The sequence below is a fragment of the Streptomyces sp. NPDC008086 genome (assembly GCF_042957325.1).
Classification (GTDB): Bacteria; Actinomycetota; Actinomycetes; order Streptomycetales; family Streptomycetaceae; genus Streptomyces.
The window spans coordinates 789,361-810,919 of the sequence record NZ_JBIBIA010000002.1; the positions used below are offsets into that span (position 1 = coordinate 789,361).

At 69.8% G+C, this 21,559-nt stretch carries 22 protein-coding genes; 11 read left to right on the forward strand and 11 right to left on the reverse strand.

Annotated features, from left to right (window positions below):
* Positions 1-12 precede the first annotated feature (12 nt).
* From ACFZBP_RS09540 to ACFZBP_RS09555, 4 genes are all read left to right on the forward strand, one after another.
* Positions 13-1,476: a glycosyltransferase gene (locus tag ACFZBP_RS09540; RefSeq protein ID WP_391411393.1), complete on the forward strand. Its 1,464-nt coding sequence runs from the start codon at positions 13-15 to the stop codon at positions 1,474-1,476.
* A complete protein-coding gene (locus ACFZBP_RS09545) occupies positions 1,473-3,725 on the forward strand; it encodes a glycosyltransferase family 39 protein (protein WP_391411395.1) in 2,253 nt (750 codons plus the stop codon). Before ACFZBP_RS09540 ends, ACFZBP_RS09545 begins: the two co-directional genes overlap by 4 nt.
* A gap of 96 nt (positions 3,726-3,821) precedes the next feature.
* Complete coding sequence (locus ACFZBP_RS09550) at positions 3,822-5,315, forward strand: MFS transporter (RefSeq protein WP_391411397.1); 1,494 nt, start codon at positions 3,822-3,824, stop codon at positions 5,313-5,315.
* Positions 5,316-5,435: 120 nt separating this feature from the next.
* Positions 5,436-6,212, forward strand: coding sequence for a TetR/AcrR family transcriptional regulator (locus tag ACFZBP_RS09555; RefSeq protein WP_383449575.1), 777 nt, complete (start codon positions 5,436-5,438; stop codon positions 6,210-6,212).
* An 83-nt stretch (positions 6,213-6,295) separates the two neighbouring features.
* Here the strand turns inward: ACFZBP_RS09555 and ACFZBP_RS09560 are convergent, their stop codons facing one another.
* From ACFZBP_RS09560 to ACFZBP_RS09575, 4 genes are all read right to left on the reverse strand, one after another.
* Positions 6,296-6,766: a PPOX class F420-dependent oxidoreductase gene (locus ACFZBP_RS09560; protein WP_383449574.1), complete on the reverse strand. Its 471-nt coding sequence runs from the start codon at positions 6,764-6,766 to the stop codon at positions 6,296-6,298.
* A 4-nt stretch (positions 6,767-6,770) separates the two neighbouring features.
* Entirely contained in the window at positions 6,771-7,604 is an 834-nt protein-coding gene (locus tag ACFZBP_RS09565) for a YceI family protein (protein ID WP_391411400.1), read from the reverse strand.
* 107 nt (positions 7,605-7,711) lie between these two features.
* Positions 7,712-10,228: an MFS transporter gene (locus ACFZBP_RS09570; RefSeq protein ID WP_391411402.1), complete on the reverse strand. Its 2,517-nt coding sequence runs from the start codon at positions 10,226-10,228 to the stop codon at positions 7,712-7,714.
* Between the two features lie 13 nt (positions 10,229-10,241).
* Positions 10,242-10,706: a MarR family transcriptional regulator gene (locus tag ACFZBP_RS09575; RefSeq protein WP_391411403.1), complete on the reverse strand. Its 465-nt coding sequence runs from the start codon at positions 10,704-10,706 to the stop codon at positions 10,242-10,244.
* A gap of 206 nt (positions 10,707-10,912) precedes the next feature.
* Here ACFZBP_RS09575 and ACFZBP_RS09580 point away from each other — a divergent pair, with 206 nt between their 5' ends.
* Positions 10,913-11,113, forward strand: coding sequence for a hypothetical protein (locus ACFZBP_RS09580; protein WP_383449570.1), 201 nt, complete (start codon positions 10,913-10,915; stop codon positions 11,111-11,113).
* A gap of 12 nt (positions 11,114-11,125) precedes the next feature.
* On the opposite strand, the gene ACFZBP_RS09585 is transcribed toward ACFZBP_RS09580, so the two are convergent.
* The 7 genes from ACFZBP_RS09585 to ACFZBP_RS09615 form a co-directional block, all read right to left on the reverse strand.
* Positions 11,126-11,914 carry a hypothetical protein gene (locus ACFZBP_RS09585; protein WP_391411404.1) on the reverse strand — a complete coding sequence of 263 codons (789 nt, stop codon included), beginning with the start codon at positions 11,912-11,914 and terminating at the stop codon, positions 11,126-11,128.
* A 49-nt stretch (positions 11,915-11,963) separates the two neighbouring features.
* Positions 11,964-12,848: an RNA polymerase sigma factor SigF gene (locus ACFZBP_RS09590; RefSeq protein ID WP_383449568.1), complete on the reverse strand. Its 885-nt coding sequence runs from the start codon at positions 12,846-12,848 to the stop codon at positions 11,964-11,966.
* 268 nt (positions 12,849-13,116) lie between these two features.
* On the reverse strand, positions 13,117-13,980 hold the full coding sequence (locus ACFZBP_RS09595) for an RNA polymerase sigma factor SigF (RefSeq protein WP_383449567.1): 864 nt from the start codon (positions 13,978-13,980) through the stop codon (positions 13,117-13,119).
* Between the two features lie 164 nt (positions 13,981-14,144).
* Entirely contained in the window at positions 14,145-14,438 is a 294-nt protein-coding gene (locus tag ACFZBP_RS09600; RefSeq protein ID WP_383449566.1) for a Dabb family protein, read from the reverse strand.
* Positions 14,439-14,449: 11 nt separating this feature from the next.
* Entirely contained in the window at positions 14,450-14,629 is a 180-nt protein-coding gene (locus tag ACFZBP_RS09605) for a hypothetical protein (RefSeq protein ID WP_383449565.1), read from the reverse strand.
* A 288-nt stretch (positions 14,630-14,917) separates the two neighbouring features.
* Positions 14,918-15,595 carry a GNAT family N-acetyltransferase gene (locus ACFZBP_RS09610; RefSeq protein ID WP_391411407.1) on the reverse strand — a complete coding sequence of 226 codons (678 nt, stop codon included), beginning with the start codon at positions 15,593-15,595 and terminating at the stop codon, positions 14,918-14,920.
* On the reverse strand, positions 15,516-16,274 hold the full coding sequence (locus ACFZBP_RS09615; protein WP_391411409.1) for a UTRA domain-containing protein: 759 nt from the start codon (positions 16,272-16,274) through the stop codon (positions 15,516-15,518). Before ACFZBP_RS09615 ends, ACFZBP_RS09610 begins: the two co-directional genes overlap by 80 nt.
* Positions 16,275-16,693: 419 nt before the next feature.
* On the opposite strand from ACFZBP_RS09615, the gene ACFZBP_RS09620 reads away from it, so the two are divergent.
* The 6 genes from ACFZBP_RS09620 (at position 16,694) to ACFZBP_RS09645 (ending at position 21,534) form a co-directional block, all read left to right on the forward strand.
* Complete coding sequence (locus ACFZBP_RS09620) at positions 16,694-17,113, forward strand: NUDIX domain-containing protein (protein ID WP_391411411.1); 420 nt, start codon at positions 16,694-16,696, stop codon at positions 17,111-17,113.
* 101 nt (positions 17,114-17,214) lie between these two features.
* Positions 17,215-17,484: a DUF6284 family protein gene (locus tag ACFZBP_RS09625; protein ID WP_391411413.1), complete on the forward strand. Its 270-nt coding sequence runs from the start codon at positions 17,215-17,217 to the stop codon at positions 17,482-17,484.
* Complete coding sequence (locus ACFZBP_RS09630; RefSeq protein ID WP_391411415.1) at positions 17,481-18,596, forward strand: conjugal transfer protein; 1,116 nt, start codon at positions 17,481-17,483, stop codon at positions 18,594-18,596. The genes ACFZBP_RS09625 and ACFZBP_RS09630 overlap by 4 nt, the downstream gene beginning before the upstream one ends.
* The gene (locus ACFZBP_RS09635; RefSeq protein WP_391411417.1) at positions 18,596-18,982 is read left to right on the forward strand and encodes an RRQRL motif-containing zinc-binding protein; all 387 of its coding nucleotides are present in this window, start codon (positions 18,596-18,598) and stop codon (positions 18,980-18,982) included. Before ACFZBP_RS09630 ends, ACFZBP_RS09635 begins: the two co-directional genes overlap by 1 nt.
* A 2-nt stretch (positions 18,983-18,984) precedes the next feature.
* On the forward strand, positions 18,985-19,302 hold the full coding sequence (locus ACFZBP_RS09640) for a hypothetical protein (RefSeq protein ID WP_391411419.1): 318 nt from the start codon (positions 18,985-18,987) through the stop codon (positions 19,300-19,302).
* Positions 19,303-19,407: 105 nt separating this feature from the next.
* Positions 19,408-21,534: an FtsK/SpoIIIE domain-containing protein gene (locus tag ACFZBP_RS09645; protein WP_391411421.1), complete on the forward strand. Its 2,127-nt coding sequence runs from the start codon at positions 19,408-19,410 to the stop codon at positions 21,532-21,534.
* The last annotated feature ends 25 nt before the right edge of the window (positions 21,535-21,559 follow it).

The window sequence follows — 21,559 nt, forward strand, 5'->3', positions numbered from 1 at the left end:
AAAGTCGGTTCCATGCGAACCGACTCTTCTCCCGGCACCCTGCCGGCGCGGGAGCACCTCCCGGCCGGCGACGCCGGCACGCCTGTCCTGGACGTAGTGATCCCCGTCTACAACGAGGAGAAGGACCTCCAGCCGTGTGTGCTGAGACTGCATGATCACCTCAAGCGCACCTTCCCGTACGCGTTCCGCATCACGATCGCCGACAACGCGTCGACGGACACCACCCCCCAGGTGTCCCGGCGGCTGGAGGCGGAGCTCCCGGAGGTCAGGGCGTTCCGGCTGGAGCAGAAGGGCCGCGGCCGGGCGCTGCGGACCGTCTGGTCCGCCTCGGACGCCCCGATCCTCGCCTACATGGACGTGGACCTGTCCACCGACCTCAACGCCCTCCTCCCGCTGGTCGCGCCGCTGATCTCCGGCCACTCGGACCTGGCGATCGGCTCCCGGCTGGCCCGTAGCTCGCGGGTGGTGCGCGGCCCGAAGCGGGAGTTCATCAGCCGGGCCTACAACCTCATCCTGCGCGGCTCGCTCCAGGCCCGCTTCTCGGACGCCCAGTGCGGGTTCAAGGCCATACGGCGCGATGTCGCGCAGGTGCTGCTGCCGCTGGTCGAGGACACCGGCTGGTTCTTCGACACCGAGATGCTCGTGCTCGCCGAACGCGCCGGGCTGCGGATCCACGAGGTGCCGGTCGACTGGGTCGACGACCCGGACTCCACCGTCCACATCGTGAAGACGGCCACCGACGACCTCAAGGGCGTGTGGCGGGTCGGCAGGGCCCTGGCCACCGGTTCGCTGCCGCTGGACCGGCTCGCCCGGCCCTTCGGCGACGACCCCCGCGACCGCGAGATCAAGGACGTACCCAAGGGACTGGCCCGCCAGCTCGTCGGCTTCTGCGTCGTCGGCGCCCTCTCCACCCTCTTCTACCTCCTGCTCTACAGCGGCTTCCGCGTCTTCACCGGTTCCCAGATCGCCAACGCGCTCGCCCTGCTGGTCTCCGCGGTCGCCAACACGGCCGCCAACCGCCGCCTCACCTTCGGAGTGCGCGGCCGCGGCGGCGCCGTACGGCACCAGGCGCAGGGCCTGGTCGTCTTCGGCATCGGCCTCGCCCTGACCAGCGGTTCGCTCGCCGCCCTGAACGCGGCCAGCAGCGACCCCGCGCACTCCACCGAACTCGCCGTCCTCATCGCCGCCAACCTCGCGGCGACGGTGCTGCGCTTCCTGCTCTTCCGCGCGTGGGTCTTCCCGGACCGCGAAGGCGGCGACTCGATGGTGGTCGCCGCGCACAACCCCTCCTCGCCCACCTACGCCACCCGGCAGACCCCGGTGCCCTACGGCCCGCTGCCGCAGCGCACGCCCCAGTACCCGTACGACACTGCCCGGTTCCGCGCCGGTGCGGCCGCGGACGGCACCTGGCGGGACGCCACCGTGCAGCTGCAGCCGGTGCGCCCGCACGACACCGACTCGAGGGACTCCCGATGACCGTCCACTACGACCAGCAGACCGAGCAGACCCAGCCGACTCAGCCGGCCCGGCAGAGCGGGTACGACGGCGGCAGAGGAGGCAGCCCCGACACCTGGGCTCCGCCACCGACACCCCCGCCCGGCACCCCGGTTCCCGACGCCGGCGAACCCAAGCAGCCCTTCGTACGACGGCTGTGGCGCGGCCGCCCCGAGGACCCCCGCTGGGCCCGCCCGGCCTTCCTCGGCCTCCTCCTCGCCACGCTCGCGCTCTACCTCTACAACCTGAGCGCCTCCGGCTACGCCAACTCCTTCTACTCGGCGGCCGTCCAGGCCGGCAGCCAGTCCTGGAAGGCGTTCTTCTTCGGCTCGCTGGACGCGGCCAACGCCATCACCGTCGACAAGCCCCCCGCCTCCCTGTGGCCGATGGCCCTGTCGGTCCGCCTCTTCGGCCTCAGCTCGTTCGCGATCCTGCTCCCCGAGGTCCTCATGGGCGTCGGCACGGTGGCCGTGGTCTACGCGGCCGTACGACGCCGGTTCAGCCCCGCGGCCGGTCTGATCGCGGGCGCGGTGCTCGCGCTCACCCCCGTCGCGGCGCTGATGTTCCGGTTCAACAACCCGGACGCGATGCTGGCCCTGCTGATGGCCGTGGCCTGCTACTTCGTCATCCGGGGTCTGGAGGACGGCCGGACCAGGTGGCTGGTGTGGGCCGGGGTCGCGATCGGCTTCGCGTTCCTCGCCAAGACCCTCCAGGCCTTCCTGATCCTGCCGCCGCTCGCGCTCGTGTACGCGGTCTGCGCGCCGGTGTCGGTGAAGAAGCGCATCGGCCAGCTGGCCGCGGGCCTCGCCGCGATCGTCGTCTCCGGCGGCTGGTGGGTCGCGATCGTCGAGCTGTGGCCCGCCTCCTCCCGCCCCTACATCGGCGGCTCGCAGAACAACTCCTTCCTTGAACTGACCTTCGGCTACAACGGCCTCGGCCGGCTCAACGGCGAGGAGACGGGCAGCGTCGGTGGTGGCGGCGGTGGCGGGAACGGCGGCGGCAACTGGGGCGAGACCGGCTGGGACCGCCTGTTCAGTTCCAGCATCGGCGGCCAGATCTCCTGGCTGATCCCGGCCGCGCTGATCCTGCTGATCGCGGCCCTGGTGGCCACTCGCAAGGCCCGCCGTACGTCCGTGACCCGTGGTTCGTTCCTCGTCTGGGGCGGCGCGCTGATCACGACCATGCTGGTCTTCAGCTATATGCAGGGCATCTTCCACGAGTACTACACCGTCGCCCTCGCCCCCTACATCGCCCCGCTGATCGGCATGGGCGCGGCGCTGCTCTGGGAGAAGCGGGAGAAGGCCTGGGCGGCCCTGACCCTCGCGGCCGCGATGACGGCCACCGCGGTCTGGGGCTACGTCCTGCTCAACCGCTCCTCCGACTACCTGCCCTGGCTGAAGTGGTCCGTCCTGGTCGGCGGTCTGACGGCGGCCCTGGGCCTGATCTTCGTCGGCAGGCTCGGCCGCCGGCTCACCCTGGGCGTCGTCGGCCTCGGCCTCGCCGCCGCGCTGGCCGGCCCGACCGCGTACACCCTCACCACGGTGAACGAGGGCCACACCGGCTCGATCGTGACGGCCGGCCCCGCGGTGTCGGGCGGTCGCGGTGGCCCGGGTGGTGGCGGCCCCGGTGGCGGCGGCTTCCCCGGCGGCGGAATGCCGGGCCAGAACAACCAGCAGGGCCAGCAGAACAACCAGCAGGGCGGCCAGAACCAGCAGAACGGCAACGGCTTCCCCGGCGGCGGCATGCCCGGCCAGAACAGCCAGCAGGGGCAGCAGGGCCGGCAGAACGGCAACGGCGGCACCCAGAACCAGCAGGGCGGAATGCCTGGTGGCGGCATGGGTGACGGTGGCGGCATGGGCGGTCTGCTCAACGGCGCCAGCGTCAGCGACGAGGCCAAGGCGCTCCTGGAGAAGAACGCCTCGGACTACACCTGGGCGGCCGCCGCCATCGGCGCCCAGAACGCCGCGAGCTACCAGCTCTCCACCGGCGACCCGGTGATGGCGATCGGCGGCTTCAACGGCACCGACCCGTCCCCGACGCTGGCCGAGTTCAAGAAGTACGTGGCGGACGGGAAGATCCACTACTTCATCTCCAGCGGCTCCGGTGGCGGCATGGGCGGCAGCAGCAGCGGCACGTCCGCGCAGATCAGCGCATGGGTCCAGGCCAACTTCAAGCAGGTGACGGTCGGTTCGGCGACGTTCTACGACCTGACGCAGAAGGCGAGCAGCTGACGTAGCCGGAGAAGGAGGGCGGCGGCCATACCGGGCCGCCGCCCTTTCCCGTAACCCCGTTGTACGGTGTATGGGAGATGTTCTACGGTGTATGGCATGTCGACGTCCCCCCAGGAAAAGACCCTGGCCCCGGCCGAGGACGGCCACCCCCAGCGCTGGCTGATCCTCGGTGTCCTCTGCCTCGCGGTGCTCACCGTGGTGCTCGACAACACCGTCCTGAACGTGGCCATCCCCTCGCTCACCCGTGAGCTGGACGCGGGCACCTCCGACATCCAGTGGATGATCAACGCCTACTCGCTCGTGCAGTCGGGTCTGCTGCTCACCGCGGGCAGCGCGGCCGACCGCTACGGCCGTAAGAAGATGCTGGCCGCGGGCCTGGCACTGTTCGGCGTGGGCTCGCTCGTGGCCGGCCTCGCCGACTCGACCGGCCAGCTGATCGCCGCGCGCGCCGGGATGGGCGTCGGCGGCGCGCTGCTGATGACCACCGTGCTGGCCGTGGCGATCCAGATCTTCACGCCGGAGGAGCAGCCGAAGGCGATCGGCATCTGGGCCGCGGTGAACTCACTGGGCTTCGCGGCCGGCCCCCTCCTCGGCGGCTTCATGCTGAACCACTTCTGGTGGGGCGCGATCTTCCTGATCAACATCCCGGTCGCGCTGCTCGCCCTGGTGGCCGTCGTGATGCTGGTCCCGGAGTCGAAGAACCCGCAGGGCGACCGCCCCGACCTGCTGGGCGCGCTGCTCTCCACGATCGGCATGGCCGCCCTGGTCTACGCGATCATCTCCGGTCCCGAGCACGGCTGGCTGTCCGGCCGGGTCCTGCTGACGGCCGCCGTGGCCGTCGTCGTACTGGTCGCCTTCGGGTACTGGGAGAGCCGGATCCCGTACCCCATGCTCGACCTGCACTTCTTCCGGAACCGGCAGTTCACGGGAGCGATCGCTGGAGGTGTGCTGATCACCTTCGGGATGGGGGGATCACTCTTCCTGCTCACCCAGCACATGCAGTTCGTGCTCGGCTACGAGCCCCTGGAGGCCGGCCTGCGGACGGCTCCGCTCGCCCTGATGATCGTGGCGCTGAACTTCACCGGGGTGGCGGCCAGGTGGGCGACCCGGCTGGGGACTCCGCTCGCCATCGGACTGGGCATGGCGGTCATGGCCTGCGGCCTCGCCTCCATCGCCTTGATGCCCTCCGGCGAGTACACCGGCACGCTGCTGGGGCTGGTGCTCATCGGTACCGGGGCCGCGGTGGCGAGTCCGGCGATGTCGCACGCGATCATGAGTGCGATTCCGCCGGAGAAGGCGGGGGTCGGCGGCGGGATCAACGGCATGGTGGCGGAGTTCGGCACGGGGTTGGGGGTGGCGGTGCTCGGGGCGCTGCTCAACTCTCGGTTCGCGGCGCTGATTCCGGTGGCGGCGGCCTCCCTGCCCGGGGCGTTGGCAGCCGCGGGGTCGGCTGGGGAGAGGGCGCGGGTGGTGGAGGCGTTTTCCTCCGGGCTGGAGACCAGTTTGTTGGTGGGGGCCTTGGCGGTATTGCTCGGTGGGTTGGTCGCCGGGGCGTTGTTGCGGCGGGCCGAAAGGGCAGATACCGCCTAAGAGCTCGGGGCATACGGTTGTTCAGGCGACTGCGGGCCGTTGTGGCTGGTCGCGCAGTTCCCCGCGCCCCTGACGGGGCGCTCCCGCGACCGGCGATTCGAATGTCTAGGAAGGTGCGCCATGGCTAGGGCAGGTCGGGAGGCCGCGCGGGCCAGTGTCTGGCTGGAGGGCAAGGAGCGGCGAGGCGGGCGTGGGGGCGGACAGCCCTCCGGGCTCGACCGGGACCGCATCACGGCGGCCACCGTCCGGTTGCTGGACGCGGAGGGGCTGGCCAAGTTCTCCATGCGGAGGCTGGCGGCCGAGCTGAACGTGACCGCGATGTCCGTCTACTGGTACGTCGACACCAAGGACGACCTCCTCGAACTCGCCCTGGACGCCGCGTTCGGCGAACTGACGCTGCCCGACCCGGAGACGGACGAGGACTGGCACGACCAACTGCGCGCGTTGGCCCGCGGCTACCGCGACCTGCTGGTCCGCCACCCGTGGCTGTCGCCCCTGATCGGCACCTACGTCAACATCGGCCCGAACAGCCTCGAGTTCTCCCGCCTCGTCCAGCGCGTCATCCGCAAGACCGGCCTGCCCGCGCACGGCCTGGTGGCCGCCATCTCCGCCGTCTTCCAGTTCGTCTACGGCTTCGGCACGATGGAGGGCCACTTCATCACCCGCAGCGCCGCCTTCGGCATGACCCCGGACGACTACTTCCAGCACGCCATGAGCACGGTGACCCAGGCCCCGGACACCGCCGACATCGTCCAGGACTCCGCGGAACTCATGGCGGCCCGGGGCGGCGACACGGTCGAGGAGATGTGGCAACGCGACTTCGAGTTCGCCTTGGACCTACTGGTGGCAGGAATCGAGGCGATGGTTCAGAGGAAGGGGCGCGAACAACGCCCCTAGGGGCGCGAGGAACTGCGCGACCAGCCACAATGAACCAGCAGCCGCATACGATCCGCACTCCCCGAGCTTCTAGGCGAACCGGCTCACCCTTGCGGAGCAAGCCGCGCAGGAAACCCACCGGTAGCCACCGGCCCCCAGGACTCCGGCGTGACCCGAATGATCGACTTCCCCTGCTTCACCATCGCCGCGCGGTACTCGTCCCAGTCCGGATGCTCCCCCGAGATGTTCCGGAAGTACTCCACGAGCGGCTCCACGGACTCCGGCGAGTCGATCACCTCCGCGGAACCGTCGATCTGGACCCACGGCCCGTCCCAGTCGTCGCTGAGGACGAGGACACTCACCCGGGGATCCCGCTTGGCGTTGCGCGTCTTGGCCCGTTCGGGGTACGTGGAGACCACGATCCGGCCCGAGTCGTCGACCCCGCAGGTCAACGGCGAGGCCTGCGGGCTGCCGTCGGCCCGCCGGGTCAGCAGCAGGGCGCGATGACGGGGCCGTACGAAGTCCAGCAACTCTTCGAGCGAGACACGGGTGTTCGTAGCGATGTTCGGTGCCATGAACTCAGCCTAGGGGCAGCGACTCGCCCTGCACGGCCTGGATGTCCAGCTCGACCTTCAACGTCGTCCCGATGGCCGCGATGCCGGCCTGGACGACCTGGTTGTAGTTCATGGCGAAGTCGTCCCGATGCAGCTCGGTCGTCGCCCGGAACGCCGCCCGGGTCCCGCCCCACGGGTCGGCGCCGGTGCCGAGGTAGGCCAGGTCCAGGTCGACGGGCCGTACGACACCGTGCATGCCGAGCTCGCCGTGGACCGTCCAGCGGTCGCTGCCCGTGGCCGCCGTGACGCCCGTCGACCGGTACGTGATCTCGGGGTACCGCTCCACGTCCAGGAAGTCCGGCGACTTCAGATGCCCGTCGCGCATGTCGTTGCCCGTGTCGATCGAGTCGGCCCGGATCACGGCCTCCACGCGGGACTTGGTGACGTCGTCCGGCGCGATCTCGATGGCGCCGGCGAAGTGTGTGAACCGGCCCCGCACGCTGGAGATCCCCAGGTGCTGGGCGACGGCGGCCACGCTGGAGTGCGCCGGGTCGATGGTCCACGGTCCGGGCGGCGGCAGTTCCGTGCCGCCCTGCCGGGCCAGCGTCACCGTGCCGACCTCGGCCCGCCCGCTCGCCGTGACGATGGCGCTCGCGGCGGCCGGCGCGTAGCCGACGGCGGTGACGATGACGGTGTACGCCCCCGGGGCCAGCGGGTTCGCGTCCCGTACGGCTCCCTCCGCGTCCGCCTCCGCCCGCAGCACCTGCGTTCCGGTCATGTCGGTCACCGTGACGACCGCGTGCGACACGGCCCACCCGTCCCGGGTACGGATCCTCGCGGTCAGTCCCGTCAGTCCCATCCCGTCCAACTCCCTGCAAAAACATACAAATTGGCCATAAAGAACCCGGCCCGCGGCGGGGCGCACCTCCGCTCAGAGCGCGCCCCACGCCACGGGCCGGGGTTCTGCTACTCGCCCGGGTGGGCGAGCGTGATGTCGTGGTCGTCCGTGCCGCGGCCGGTCACCGTCAGCGCGGTCGCCACCGGCGGGTAGCCCGTCGCGATGACCGTGTACTCGCCGCCGTCCAGGTCGGTGAAGGCGTACGCCCCGTCCGTCCCGGTCGTCGCCGTGCCGACCACGTTGCCCGCCGCGTCGACCAGGGTGACCCGCGCGTCGGCCAGCGGGCCGTGCGGGGCCCGGACGACGCCCTGGACCTGGGCGCCTGCCTCCAGGTCGACCTCGATCCGGGTGACCCCGGTGCCGCCGACCTCGACGGGCAGGGCGCGCGGCCGGTATCCGGCGGCGTTCACCGCGACCGTCACGGCACCCGGCACCAGCTCGGCGAAGCTGAACTCGCCCTGCTCACCGGTGGCCGCCGTGGCCAGCAGATCGCCCCGCACGTCGGTGACGATCACCATCGCGTCCTTGACGGCCAGCGCGCTCCCCGCGGCCCGGACCACACCGCTCAGACCGCTGGTGCCGCTGAGCAGGATGTCGTACGCCACCGGCTCGTCGCCGTTCACGACGATCGTGGAGGCCTGCGGCTGGAACCCGTCGGCGGAGGCGATCAGGACGTACGATCCGGCGCCCGGCGCGTCGACCGCGTACGAACCGTCGGCCTGCGCGACCGAGCGGCCGAGCTGCCGTCCGGCCAGCGAGATCAGCGTGACCGCTGCCTGCGGCACGGGCACGCTCTCCGCGCCCCGGACGAAGCCGCGGACGGGGACCCCGCCGGACGAACCGGTGGTCTCCTCGGGCCGGGCGACCGTGGCGACGGCGGCGAGCTTCTGCGTGCCGTCAGGCGCGGCCTCGGTGTCGGAGGCGGCGGTGGCCCAGCTCGGGACCCGCTCCTGCGTGGCGGCCGGCGCCGCGGCCTGGGCGGGCTCCGGCGTCGCGGGCTCGCTGCCCTCGGCGGCCTGGGCCAGGGCGCCCTTGGTCTTCAACGGGACCTCCTTGATGAACAGGGCGAACAGGAGGGCGAGGAAGGCGATCGGCGCGGCGTACAGGAAGACGTCCGCGACGCCGTGGCCGTACGCGCTCTCGATGACCGTGCGGACGGGGCCGGGCAGCGCGTCGAGGTCGGGGATCTCGCCGTGGCCCGAGGAACCCTGCACGCCGAGCTTGGCCATGCCCTCCTCGGCGTAGTGCGTGATGCGGTGGCTGAGGACCGCGCCGAGCGCCGAGACGCCCATGGCACCGCCGAGGGAGCGGAAGAAGTTCACGACCGAGCTGGCGGCGCCCAGGTCGCTCGGGGCCACCTGGTTCTGGGTGGCGAGGACCAGGTTCTGCATCATCATGCCGACGCCGAGGCCCAGCAGGGCCATGAAGATCGCGACATGCCAGTACTCGGTGTCGTACCGGATCGTGCCCAGCAGCCCGAGGCCCGCGGTCACCAGGACGCCGCCCGCCAGCAGCCAGGCCTTCCAGCGGCCGGTGCGGGTGATGACCTGGCCGGAGACGGTCGAGGAGATGAACAGGCCGACGATCATCGGGATGGTCATGACGCCGGACATCGTCGGCGACTTGTCGCGCGCCAGCTGGAAGTACTGGCTGAAGAAGATCGTGCCCGCGAACATCGCGATGCCGACGAACAGCGAGGCCAGCGAGGCCAGGGTGATGGTGCGGTTGCGGAACAGGCGCAGCGGGATGATCGGCTCGCTCGCCTTGGACTCGACGAGGACGAAGACCAGCAGCAGCGCGAGCGCGCCACCGGTCATCGCGTACGTCTGTCCGGACAGCCAGTCGTACTTGTCACCGGCGAAGGTCACCCAGACCAGCAGCAGGCAGACCGCGGCGGTGATGAAGAAGGCGCCGGCCCAGTCGACCTTGACCTTCCGGCGCACGACCGGCAGGTGCAGGGTGCGCTGGAGCACGATCAGGGCGACGACGGCGAAGGGCACGCCGACGTAGAAGCACCAGCGCCAGCCGAGCCAGTCGGTGTCGGTGATGACGCCGCCGATCAGCGGGCCGCCGACCATCGCGGTGGCGAAGGTGGCGCCGAGGTAGCCGTTGTAGCGGCCGCGCTCACGCGGGGAGATCATCGCGGCCAGGATGATCTGGGCCAGCGAGGACAGACCGCCCATGCCGATGCCCTGCACCGCGCGGAACGCGATGAGCATCCCGGCGTTCTGCGACAGACCGGCCAGCGCGGAGCCGGCCACGAAGATCACGAGGGCCAGCTGTATGAGCAGCTTCTTGGAGAACAGGTCGGCGAGCTTGCCCCACAGCGGGGTGGAGGCGGTCATCGCCAGCAGCGACGCGGTGACCACCCAGGTGTAGGCGCTCTGGCCGCCGCCGAGGTCCTTGATGATGTCGGGCAGGGCGTTGGAGACGATCGTCGACGACAGGATCGCCACGAACATGCCGAGCAGCAGCCCGGTCAGCGCTTCCATGATCTGCCGGTGCGACATCGGAGCGCCGTCGGCGTGGGCGCCCGACGAATGCTTGGCGTGGGCCCGCACACCGGCTGGTGTGGTCGTTGCCATGGGCTTCCTTCTCTTACTGGGTGATCGCGGGTGTCGCGGGTGTACGGGGGGTCTGTTCGTCGAAGCACGACCTCAGCCGCGCCATGAGCCGGGTGAGCTGGGCCACCTCGTCGTCGGTCCAGTCGCTCAGGCGCCGGGCGAGCATCTCGGTGGTGCACCGGGACAGCCGGTCCACCTGTGCCACGCCCGCGGGCGTCAGGCGCAGGATGCGCGAGCGCTTGTCCGCCGGGTCGGGGGACCGCTCGATCCAGCCCCGCTCGACCACGTGCGCCACATGGCGGCTGGTGACCGACATGTCCACGGCCAGCAGCTCGGCGAGCTTGCTCATGCGCATGTGCCCGTGACGGCTCAGCAAGGTCAGTACGGCGGCGGAACCGGCGGGGCAGTCGGACGGCAGCGTCCGCCCCATCTCCCGCTTCACGGCACCGAAGGCGCTGAACTGACGGACCAGCTCCTCGTACTGCGCCTGCTCGGCCATCACACCTCCGTCTTTTGTTGCTTAGGGCAACCATAGAAGCGATTGGTTGCTACAGGCAAACAACAGGGGGTGGGTGAGCCGCAAAAACTTGGCAAAGGCAAGTATTGCGACCGTAAATGTGCAGGTGGGGTGGGTCCTGTGACCCCCTGTGCAGGGCAGGAGCCCCCACTTGGGCCGAACGGGCTAATTCGCTAGGGTCTCGGGCCATGGCTAACACCCAGGGCCCCCAGGGCAACCACGACCCCGCCGGCAGCACCCAGATGTTCCGCGCGTTCGTCGACGAGGGCCCCCAGGCCGGTCGTCAGCAGCAGGCCGCCGCCTCCTCCGGCCCCCGCATCGGCCTGATCCTCGGCGTCGTCGTCGCCGTGGCGGTCGTCGCCGCGGTGGCGTGGCTGGCCTTCAAGTAGGCCGTACGGCTGCTACTCCCACCGGACGGTGACGTCCCGCGTCTCGATGTGCATGCCCAGCGGCACACGCCAGGCGTCGACGCACACCGTCCAGGTCCGCTCCTGGCGTTTCCCGGCCCCGATCGGCGCCGGGAGCTTCTCCGTGGACTCGACCGTCGCCCAGTCGATGCCGAGCGCGCCGATGACGTGCGTGCCGAAGGTGACGGTGCCCGAACGCACGGCTGTGCCGCCGGAGTTGCGGAAGCCGAGGGTGACCTTCTCGCACCAGCGCTGGTCGGTGGGCTCCCGTACGGGGGTGCTCACGGTCAGCTTCGCGGGCGTGGCGGGTGTCGAGGGGGCCGGGGCGTCCGGGGCGTCCGGGGCGTCCGGCGTGTCCGACGGTGTCGAGGGGGCCGGGGGCTCGGGTGGGCTTCCCGGCCGTGCGGCGGAGCCGGTCGCGGTCGCCGCGGAACCGGGGCCGCTCGGAGGCCGGGCCGGGGGATGACCTCCTCCGGGTGAAGCCGGGGACGCCGATGCCTGACCTCCCCGACGCTCCGGGGAGTCGCTCGGGCCGCCGTCACCGGAGGGACCGTCGCTCTCCGTCCCGTCCAGCGGCACCAACGTCACCTCGCCCGTCGGCGCCCCCGCCGAGGCGGACACCCTCGGCGGACCGCCCGCCGCCCCCGTCGCGACGTACCCGTCACCGCTCCCGCCGCCACCGCACGCGGCCAGCATCCCGCCCACGCAGACGACGGCCGTCGACGCACCGATCAGGGCGCGCCGACGGCCGGGTGTCGTGGTCGTCCATATCCGGCGAAGCATCGGGCCATGGTGGCTGACGCTCCGTCAAATATGAAGGGAGCGGAAGGGGTCAGTCGGAGATGAGGCCCTCGCGCAGCTGCGCCAGGGTCCGGGTCAGCAGCCGGGAGACGTGCATCTGGGAGATGCCGACCTCCTCGCCGATCTGCGACTGGGTCATGTTGGCGAAGAAGCGCAGCATGATGATCCGCCGCTCGCGGGGCGGCAGTTTGGCCAGCAGCGGCTTGAGGGACTCGCGGTACTCGACGCCCTCCAGCGCGGTGTCCTCGTAGCCGAGCCGGTCGGCCAGGGAGCCCTCGCCGCCGTCGTCCTCCGGGGCCGGGGAGTCCAGCGAGGAGGCGGTGTACGCGTTGCCGACCGCCAGGCCGTCGACGACGTCCTCCTCGGACACGCCCAGCACGGCGGCGAGTTCGGTCACCGTCGGGGAGCGGTCCAGTTTCTGGGAGAGCTCGTCACTGGCCTTGGTGAGCGCCAGGCGCAGCTCCTGGAGCCGGCGCGGGACGCGCACCGACCAGGAGGTGTCGCGGAAGAACCGCTTGATCTCGCCGACGACGGTCGGCATCGCGAACGTCGGGAACTCCACGCCCCGTTCGCAGTCGAAGCGGTCGATCGCCTTGATCAGGCCGATGGTGCCGACCTGGACGATGTCCTCCATCGGCTCGTTGCGCGAGCGGAAGCGGGCCGCCGCGTAGCGCACGAGCGGGAGGTTGAGCTCGATCAGGGTGTCCCGGACGTACGCGCGCTCGGGGCTGTTCTCGTCCAGGGCGGCGAGCCGCAGGAACAGGGAGCGGGACAGGGTGCGGGTGTCGATCGAATCCGAGGTCGGAAGGGCCGGGGCCGGCACGGCCTCCAGAGCCGTGACGTCGAGAACGGCGTCGGGCGCGGACTCGCTCTTTGTGAGCGTGAGCACCTTCGAGCTGCCCTGGTCTGCGGACATGCCACCCCCTTTGGGTCGCGGGACGGTCGTGGCGAACGCTCCGATCGAGGAACGCCAGCCTTCACCTGAATACCGGAGCCGAAGCCGCGGCAAACGCGCTTCCCGAAGAATGTCACATGTCGGCAACACGCTGTAGTGACATGTCGACATGTGAGACTTGAATCGGCCCTGGATAAAGGGGGTCTGACGGTCTTTCGGTGCAGAACTGTCGGGATCCGCCCTGGTGAGCGATTCGCTCGGGACGGTGACCGGTCGCTCCTGTTTGCGGTTAGGCGTCGATCCGGTTCGCCGAACGCAGCCGCTGGAAGCTACGCGCGAGTAGCCTCGAAACGTGCATCTGGGATACCCCGAGTTCCGCACTGATTTGCGACTGGGTGAGGTTGCTGTAGTAGCGCAGAAGCAGGATTCTCTGCTCGCGTTCGGGGAGTTGCACCAGCAGGTGCCGGACCAGGTCGCGGTGCTCCACGCCGTCCAGCGCCGGATCCTCGTAGCCGAGCCGGTCCAGCAGCCCGGGCAGCCCGTCGCCCTCCTGCGCGGCCTCCAGCGAGGTCGCGTGGTACGAACGTCCGGCCTCGATGCAGGACAGCACCTCGTCCTCGGTGATGCGCAGCCGCTCGGCGATCTCGGCGGTGGTGGGGGTGCGCCCGAAAGAAGTGGTCAGGTCCTCGGTCGCGCTGTTGACCTGGACCCACAGCTCGTGCAGCCGGCGTGGTACGTGGACCGTGCGGACGTTGTCGCGGAAGTACCGCTTGATCTCGCCGACGACGGTCGGCATCGCGAACGTCGGGAACTGCACGCCCCGGTCCGGGTCGAAGCGGTCGATGGCGTTGATGAGCCCGATGGTGCCGACCTGGATCACGTCCTCCATGGGCTCGTTGCGGGAGCGGAACCGGGCGGCCGCGTAGCGCACGAGCGGGAGGTTGGCCTCGATGAGCGCCCCGCGCACGCGGTTGTGCTCCGGCGTGCCCGGCTTCAACTCCTTGAGCTCCCCGAAGAGGACCTGGGTCAGCGCCCGGGTGTCGGCGCCGCGGCTGCGGGGCGGCGGGGACGCGGGAGTGTCCTCCTGGGGTGAGTGGGTCGGGGCTTGAGGCGCAGTACTGGCCGGCACGGTCAACTCCACCTCGTGATCCATCAACTCATCCGTCAAAAGCGGTCATAGCATCACAAGACAGTTCATTGTGTTCAAGTACCGCATAATCCCGTGTTGGGAATGGATCGGTGCGTAAGACACGCGAAAGCCCCCCGCCGTTACGGCGGAGGGCTCTGGGGGTTCCGGGCGGACCGGGGAGCGGCGCCTCAGAATTCGTAGTCGGCGATCACCCAGGTGGCGAACTCCCGCCACAGCGTGACGCCCGCTTGGTGCTCGGGGTGTTCCACGTACGCGCGCAGGGCCGCCGCGTCCTCGAAGGCGGAGTTGATCGCGAAGTCGTAGGCGATGGGGCGGTCGCTGACGTTCCAGCCGAGCTCCCAGTGCCGCAGCTCGGGGATCTTGCCCTCCAGCGACCGGAAGGCCTCGACGCCCTCCACGACCCGCGGGTCGTCGCGCTCGACGCCCTCGTTGAGCTTGAAGAGGACCAGGTGGCGGATCATGTGCGTACTCCCTAGCTGTCGCCTCCGCTGGCGATCCACGTCATGAAGTCGCCGATGGCCTTGGCGGCGTCCGATATGCCCTGGAACCCTATCTGCACGTAGTCGGCGGCCCCTTCCGGGTCCGTGATGATCACGTAGAACACGAAGACCACGACGACGTAGACGGCGATCTTCTTGGCATTCACCGCCACGGCGGCCTCCCCAGTCACATTTGCCCCAACGAGCGCACATGATCGCACGAAGGGCCCCGTCTTTCGACGGGGCCCTTCGGGAGAGCGGTAGCGGAGGGATTTGAACCCTCGGTGACTTGCGCCACACTCGCTTTCGAGGTCTGTTCGTGCTGGTCAGAGCACGATCCAGAGCCGTTCAGGCTCGTTCATTCCCGTACTCCCGCCGATGACGTGAACCGCCGTGAACGGCTCTGGACGGCTATGAATGAGACGGAAACTGAGACGGAGCCGTGCCCTCTGACCAGCGCGTCAGCTCGTTTGTAGCGGCAGTTCGACACGTCCGGCCGTGGCTCCGTCCAACCCCTCATTGGAGGAGACCGGCAACAGGTCGTGCGGCATGGCAAGCTCACCCGCCGGCCGCTGAGCAAGCCACCCCGAACGCCTGTGGGACGGTGCCTCGGTCCGCACGTGCTTGAAGCCAAGCCGTTCGTAGTAGGCGTGCAATTCCGTGTTGCTGCGCCACGTGTCGATGCGCACCCAGGTCCGCCCCTCCAGCGCTGCAAGGCGGGACATCCAGTCGATGACGCGCGTGCCGAGCTGTCGTCCCGACGCTTCTCGCGCGACGATCAGCTTGTACAGGTAGAGGGCCGTCTCGGGTCGGTCATCGTCCCGCCAGAAATCCCGGTCGACGGGGCCACGGCTGACAGTCGCGAGCACCTCGTCACGCTCGCCGACCACCACCCATGCGCGCCCCTCATCTATGCTCGCGCGCCATTTCGCAATGGCGCGCTCACCCGTTTCGGGGTCGCTCCACTGGTCCGTGCCCTTGGTACGTAGCCACCCCTCGGCCTCCGTGCGAAGCGTCAAGAGGGCGGGTACGTCCTCCGCCGCTGCGGGGCGGAGGTACTCAGTCGGTGTCGACTTCATAGAGGATCTTGTGCCTGTCTCCGGGGAGGATGGTGACCATACAGCGGAGGGGGCGGCCATCCGCGTCATAGCCTGTTCGGGTGTGCTCTGCGATTGGTGTTGCCGCAGGGAGAGCAAGTAGTTCAGCTTCCTGTCGAGTTGGCATACGGACTGAGATCTCATCCCTGTACTTGGCTTGCACCAGCCCCACGGAGGCCAGGATGCCGCCGGGCGCGGAGACGTCACGGGGCTCCATCAACGGTGTGCCGCTCACGAGTTCCTGGGGGAAGTACGAGTCAGCCAGAGCGTAGGGCCGGTTGTCTATGTACCGGATGCGCTTGCGCGCTACGGCCAAACCATCGGCGGGGAGTTCGAGGCACTCGCGCACGTGGGGCGGGGGTTCCACGATCGACACGGTGATCTCTTGGCGGGGGGCGTTGCCGTTCTCCTGGATCGCGCTTGCCCACTGGTCACCGGCGGTCTGACCTTCGACCGCTGTGGCGTGGCGGCTCCGACTTTCCAGCGTCGTCCAGTTCCAGACGACAGGCGGATAGTCCTCACGGACGTACTTGCCTTGCCCCTGGCCGGTGACGACCAGTCCCTCATCAATCAAGAGGCGAACGCCGGCGCGGATGGTTTCCCGGCTGTAGCCGTACTGGCTCATCATCTTCGACTCGCTCGGAAGCGCGTCACCGCCCGCCAGTTGGCCGGACTCGATCTGTTCGCGCAGGTCATAGGCAACTTCCTGAGCCTTCGTCATGCCGCGTCGCACCGGTAATGCGCCTCCTCTGCTCCGACTCCTCCGTACAAGTTAGACCAGGGGGCTTGACTCTCCAAGCTCGACTCGTGCAATCTCTTGCTGCGGCACTCCTCCAGACAAGCCGGACGGGGTGTCACGTACGGTCCTGCCGTACATGAAGGCGCCCGGAGGAAAGCCCGCAGGGGTGAGTACGAAGGCAGCGCCGTTTGATTGAGAACTGAACAGAGGACGCATCAGGCAACAGCGACAAGCCGTAGGCCCTGCCGCACGAGCAGCAAGCACCTTCTCCAATGCCGTCCCTACAGGGCGGACAAGTGACCCGTACGTGCGGTGAGACAAGGGCAAAGATCGCGATCCCGATGGGCGTCCGGTCGCTGCCCAGCGCCGGTGGCCTCCCCATGAATCTGAGGAGTTCACGCATGAGCAGCATCGAGTGCTTCGAGACCATTCGCTACACCGCTGACGTCGTCGTCACCACGACCGACGGGTACGTCCTGTTGATCGAGCGCGGCTGGGAGCCGTTCAAGGGTCAGTGGGCGCTGCCTGGTGGTCACGTCGACCCCGGTGAGACGAGCCGCGCCGCCGCTGCTCGTGAGCTCGCCGAAGAGGCCGGTGTGTACGCGGCGCCGGAAGAGCTGGACCAGATCGGCACGTTCGACCAGCCCGACCGCGACCCGCGCGGCCGGTACGTCACCGTCGCCTACCACCTGACCGTCATCCCCGGATTGCCCGTCGAGGCCGGTGATGACGCGACCAACGCCCAGTGGTGGCCCCTGCGCGCTCTGCCGCCGCTGGCGTTCGACCACGCCGACATCATCGGCGCGGTTGCCCAGATCTGACGGGCAAGACCCACCCCATCCACCTGAAACGGCGCGCCCCCGGAGTTGCAGCTCCGGGGGCGCTGTCGGGCCGTTCACCCTTCGAGAGGAACCACGACCCAATGGAACACATCGTCACTGTTCAGGACGCTGTTACCGCGTTCGCCGACTTCATCGAGCCGACGGATGCGGAGCTGGACGCGATCGAGCAGGAGCTGCCCGTCATCCTGGCGGAAGTCGACCTGCTGGACGCGCAGATCATCACCCTCGACCGCACGCCGAACGAGCTGGACGCCCGCCGCATCCGCCGCGCCCGGAACCGGGTGCTCACCGAGCGCCGTGACCTGGCCAACCGCACGATCGGCGTGACCCTGCCCGGGGGTGCCGCATGAGCACCGTGAAGCTGACGAAGGTTCAGATCGGTGTGCTGGCTGCCGCGTTCGTGCCGATGCTGGCCACGGGCGTGTTCGGCGGGATCGGCACCTACAGCAACATCGGCCACTCCTACGGCAAGGGCACCGCGCTGGGAGCTCTCGCGGCCGGTGAGGGCGCCACCGCCGTGCTCGCCCTGGTCCTGCTCGGTCTGACGATGCTGGGCCAGTCCTCCCCGCGCATCGTCCGGATGGGGTTGTGGGCGTTGCCCGCTGCTGCCGCTGTCATGGGCGCGATGGCCGCCCCCGATGCGGGCCGCACCGTCATCTACGCCCTGACGCCGATGGGCATGTCCGTCTCGGCGGAGGGCATGGCGTTTCTCGCCCGGCGGATCGTCGTCCACACTGACGGCCGCGACGCGGAGCACGAGCGGCGCACCGCCGACCTGGTGCAGGCCCTCGCCTACCACCGCGCCCGCGCTACCCAGCACCCCAGCGACCGTGTCAGGAAGCGGTCCGATCGAACGTCGTGGCGTCTGGCCCGCAGGGTCGGTGTCGGGGATGTGGCGCTCGGATCGAGGCTGCTGGACGTTCAGCGCGATCGGGTCACGGCCGGTGCGGATGCCGCGCTCGCCTCGATGTTCGGCGGCACGCCTCCCGCCCCCGCCCTCGATCCCGGCCTGGACACGAATGCGGAGGAATCTACCGAGACCGCAATGAAACGGTCTATGGCTGAGCTGCGGGAATCGACCCCGGAACCCGTGGTGACACTGACCCGATTGAGCGTGCCGGATCCGGTCGCGGTCGACCTGGGCAAGTCGATTCCGCCGCTCAAGCCGGTGCCCGCCATCGCCGCCCCGATCGAGCCTGCGGCCGTGGCGCCCGTGCGGCGGAGCGTTCCGGCGGAGTCGACCCGGCCGCGAGGGGCGACCGGTCGACTCCCCGACGCGGCTCGATCGCCCCGACCGAAGCGCACGTGGGATGAGTTGCTCGATGAGGCCCGCAGGGCGATGTCCGGCCTGCCGGACGCGAAGGTGACCGGCGAGGGCATCCGCCGTGCGATCCGCACCTCGCCCGCGAATGCCCGCAAGCTGCGCGATGCCCTGCTCGCTGAGCGGGCTGAGGCTGCCTGATGCAGGCCCGGTTCTGGGACCCGGACGGCACCCGGTACGGCATCCCCACCTTCCCCTTGCATCTGGCCCCGCAGGGTCTGGCCACGCGCAAGCAGTTACGGGCGCTGGGCCTGCGTCCGGGCGGTCAGGAGATCGCCGCCCAACTGATGTGGCGCTACCCGCGCGGCATCGCGGCCGCCTACCTCTACCGCATCGACCTGGCCAAGCCCGTGCGGCCCATGACGCCGGCGCGTTGGCGGGCGCACGAAGCGATGATGCGCCCCCGCCGCACCTGCCCCGCATGCGGCCACGACGTCGGCTACGTCATCCGCACCTCGATCGGCACGTGCGAACCCTGCGATCCCACCCGCTCCACCTCCGCCCGTCACACCGTGAGGAGTGCCTGACCATGGGCAACGCCGACATCCGCCGCCTGGACAAGGAAATCCGGCGCACGACGAACAAGCTGAACGCCGTCAAGCGGGGCGAGTGGTGGCCGCTGACCGCCCGTGAACGGCTCGACATGACCCGCGCGATGGCGGGCGGCGCCCGCAGCATCCACCGGGGCCGCAGCACGGCCGGTGCGGAGAACCGGATGGACTTCGTCGGCTCCGCCGTCGAGACCCGGCTGAACGCGGAGCTGACCGCCCTGATCGGCGAGCGTCAGCGCCTCATCACCGAGGCCGCCCGCGCCAAGGCCGCCAAGAAGTCCTCCGGCTGGTTCTGACCAGCCACAACACCCGGGGTGGCCGCCTCTTTCCACGGACACGGCCACCCCGGCGCCTCCCGCGAACTCCCGCCCCGCATAGGGGCAGTCAGGAGACATCCCAGCATGACCGAGAACGTCGTTCACCTGCACAAGAACACCGAAGCGCCGGCCGATGAGGCGTCCGTGACCACGCTGACCGTGGTCCCCGAGGCGCCGCCTACGCGTCCGGTGCCGTTGTGGGTGCGCTCCGGGCGTGCGGTGAAGACCGTCGCCACCCATGAGCGCACCAAGACCACCGTCCGCGCGGTGGCACGGCACGGGCTGTACACGTTCAACGGGGGCCGGATCGTGGCCCGTCGCACGTGGGACGGCCGGACCGGTGCCCGCTACGAGCGCATGATCCGGGCGGCCGAAGCCGCGGGAAACAACGAGCTGGCGGAAGAGTGGGAAGAGCGTCTTCAGCGCTTCCGCGACGCCCGCCACCGCCGCCGCATGGACCTGCTTCACTCCCCGGTGGAGGTCGCCAAGGGCGCCGCCGTCGGGACTGGCATGGGCGTCGGCACTTTGGTCGCGCTCGGGGTCGTGATGGCCATCAACAACGGTGACGTCAAGGACGTGATCACCCCGCTCGCGGCCACCATCGACTTCATCGGCCTGCTGATCCGGATCGTGCAGGTGGTGTGGGGTCCGGCGCTCACGATCGGCCCGTTCCTCGCCCTGCTCGCGCTGTGGGCGGTCGGCAGCAAGCAGCAGGCCGCACCCCAGTGGGCGCTTCCCGCGAACGTGCGCTCCGGCGAGGGCGAGCCGATCACCCCGTCCATCGTCGTGCAGGCCCTGCGCCATCTGGGCCTGCCCGCGCTGCGCAAAGCCATCAAGGAGATGGGCGACGCCGGCGCCTCCATGCTGTCCCCGATCGCGATTGCCGGGTGTGGTGTCGAGGTCGACGTCAACCTGCCCCTGGAGGTGTCGACGGTCGAGATTCAGCAGCGCCGCCGCAAGCTGGCGGAGAACCTGAACCGGCACGAGCATGAGGTGTACATCACCATCCCGCAGGCTGCCCGCACGGTCCGTCTGTGGATCGCCGACTCCGGTGCGCTCGATGAGCCGATCGGCCCGTCGCCGCTGGTCATAGACGAGACGATGACCGCGAACTACAAGACGGGTAAGGCTCCGTGGGGGCGTGACCTGCGCGGGGATGCGGCGGAGCTGAGCGTGTATCAGCGCCATCTGCTCATCACCGGCCGTTCTAACCAGGGCAAGACTGCCGCCCTGCGGTCCCTGGTCTTGTGGCTTGCGCTGGACCGGTCGGTGCAGTTCTGGGTCGCCGACCTCAAGGGTGTGGGCGACTGGTCCATGCTCTACGGCATCGCGGACGTGCTGATCGAGGGTCCCTCGGATGACCACTGCATCCAGGCGACCGAGATGGTCGAGGACGCGGTTGCCGAGATGAACCGCCGTATCGAGGTCCGTAAGAGCGACCCCGGCGCCGTCTTCCGGCCGCTGATCGTCCTGGTGGATGAGGCACAGAAGGCGTTCATGTGCCCGGCCGTCGACGACGCCAAGCGCCCCTACGGCGGTTCCAAGGCCACCTCGCGGTACTTCATGGCCGCCCGGACCATCCACAACCAGGGCCGTGCGGTTGACGTGCTGCTGTGGCAGGGCACCCAGGACCCCACCGACCAGAACCTTCCCAAGCTGGTCCGCGAGGGCGCCCACACCCGGGCCTCGCTCGTGCTCGGCTCCGAGTCGCAGGCCAAGATGGCCCTGGGGGACAAGGCTGTCGAGGACGGGGCCGCGCCGCACATGCTGCGCCAGGGCCTGGACAAGGGCACGCTGGTCGTCGCCTCCGACGGCATCGACATGCCCAAGGGCCAGTCGTCCATCACGGTGCGCACGCACTTCATCGACGACGACCCGGCCAAGGCCATCGCCGACCGTGCCCGGGCGCTTCGCGACGGGGTGACCACGCTGACCGTGATCGAGCGGGGCGAGGAGCGTGACCCGCTCGCCGATATCGCCGCCGCTATCGGCGACGCCTCCCGGCTGCCCACGACCGATGTCCTCAAGCGGCTCGCGATGCTCAGCGAGGACGCCTACGGCCGCTGGACCAACGGCGACCTCAAGCGCGTGCTGGAGGCGGAGGGCGAGGAGCCCAAGAAGTCTCACGGGCGCATGGTCGTTCACCGCGATCACGTCCTGCGCGCCCTCGCCAACCGCGACGACGAGGGTTCCGCTTCCGCCGCCCAGTAGCGGGGAGGCAGACCCGGCCGCGCCG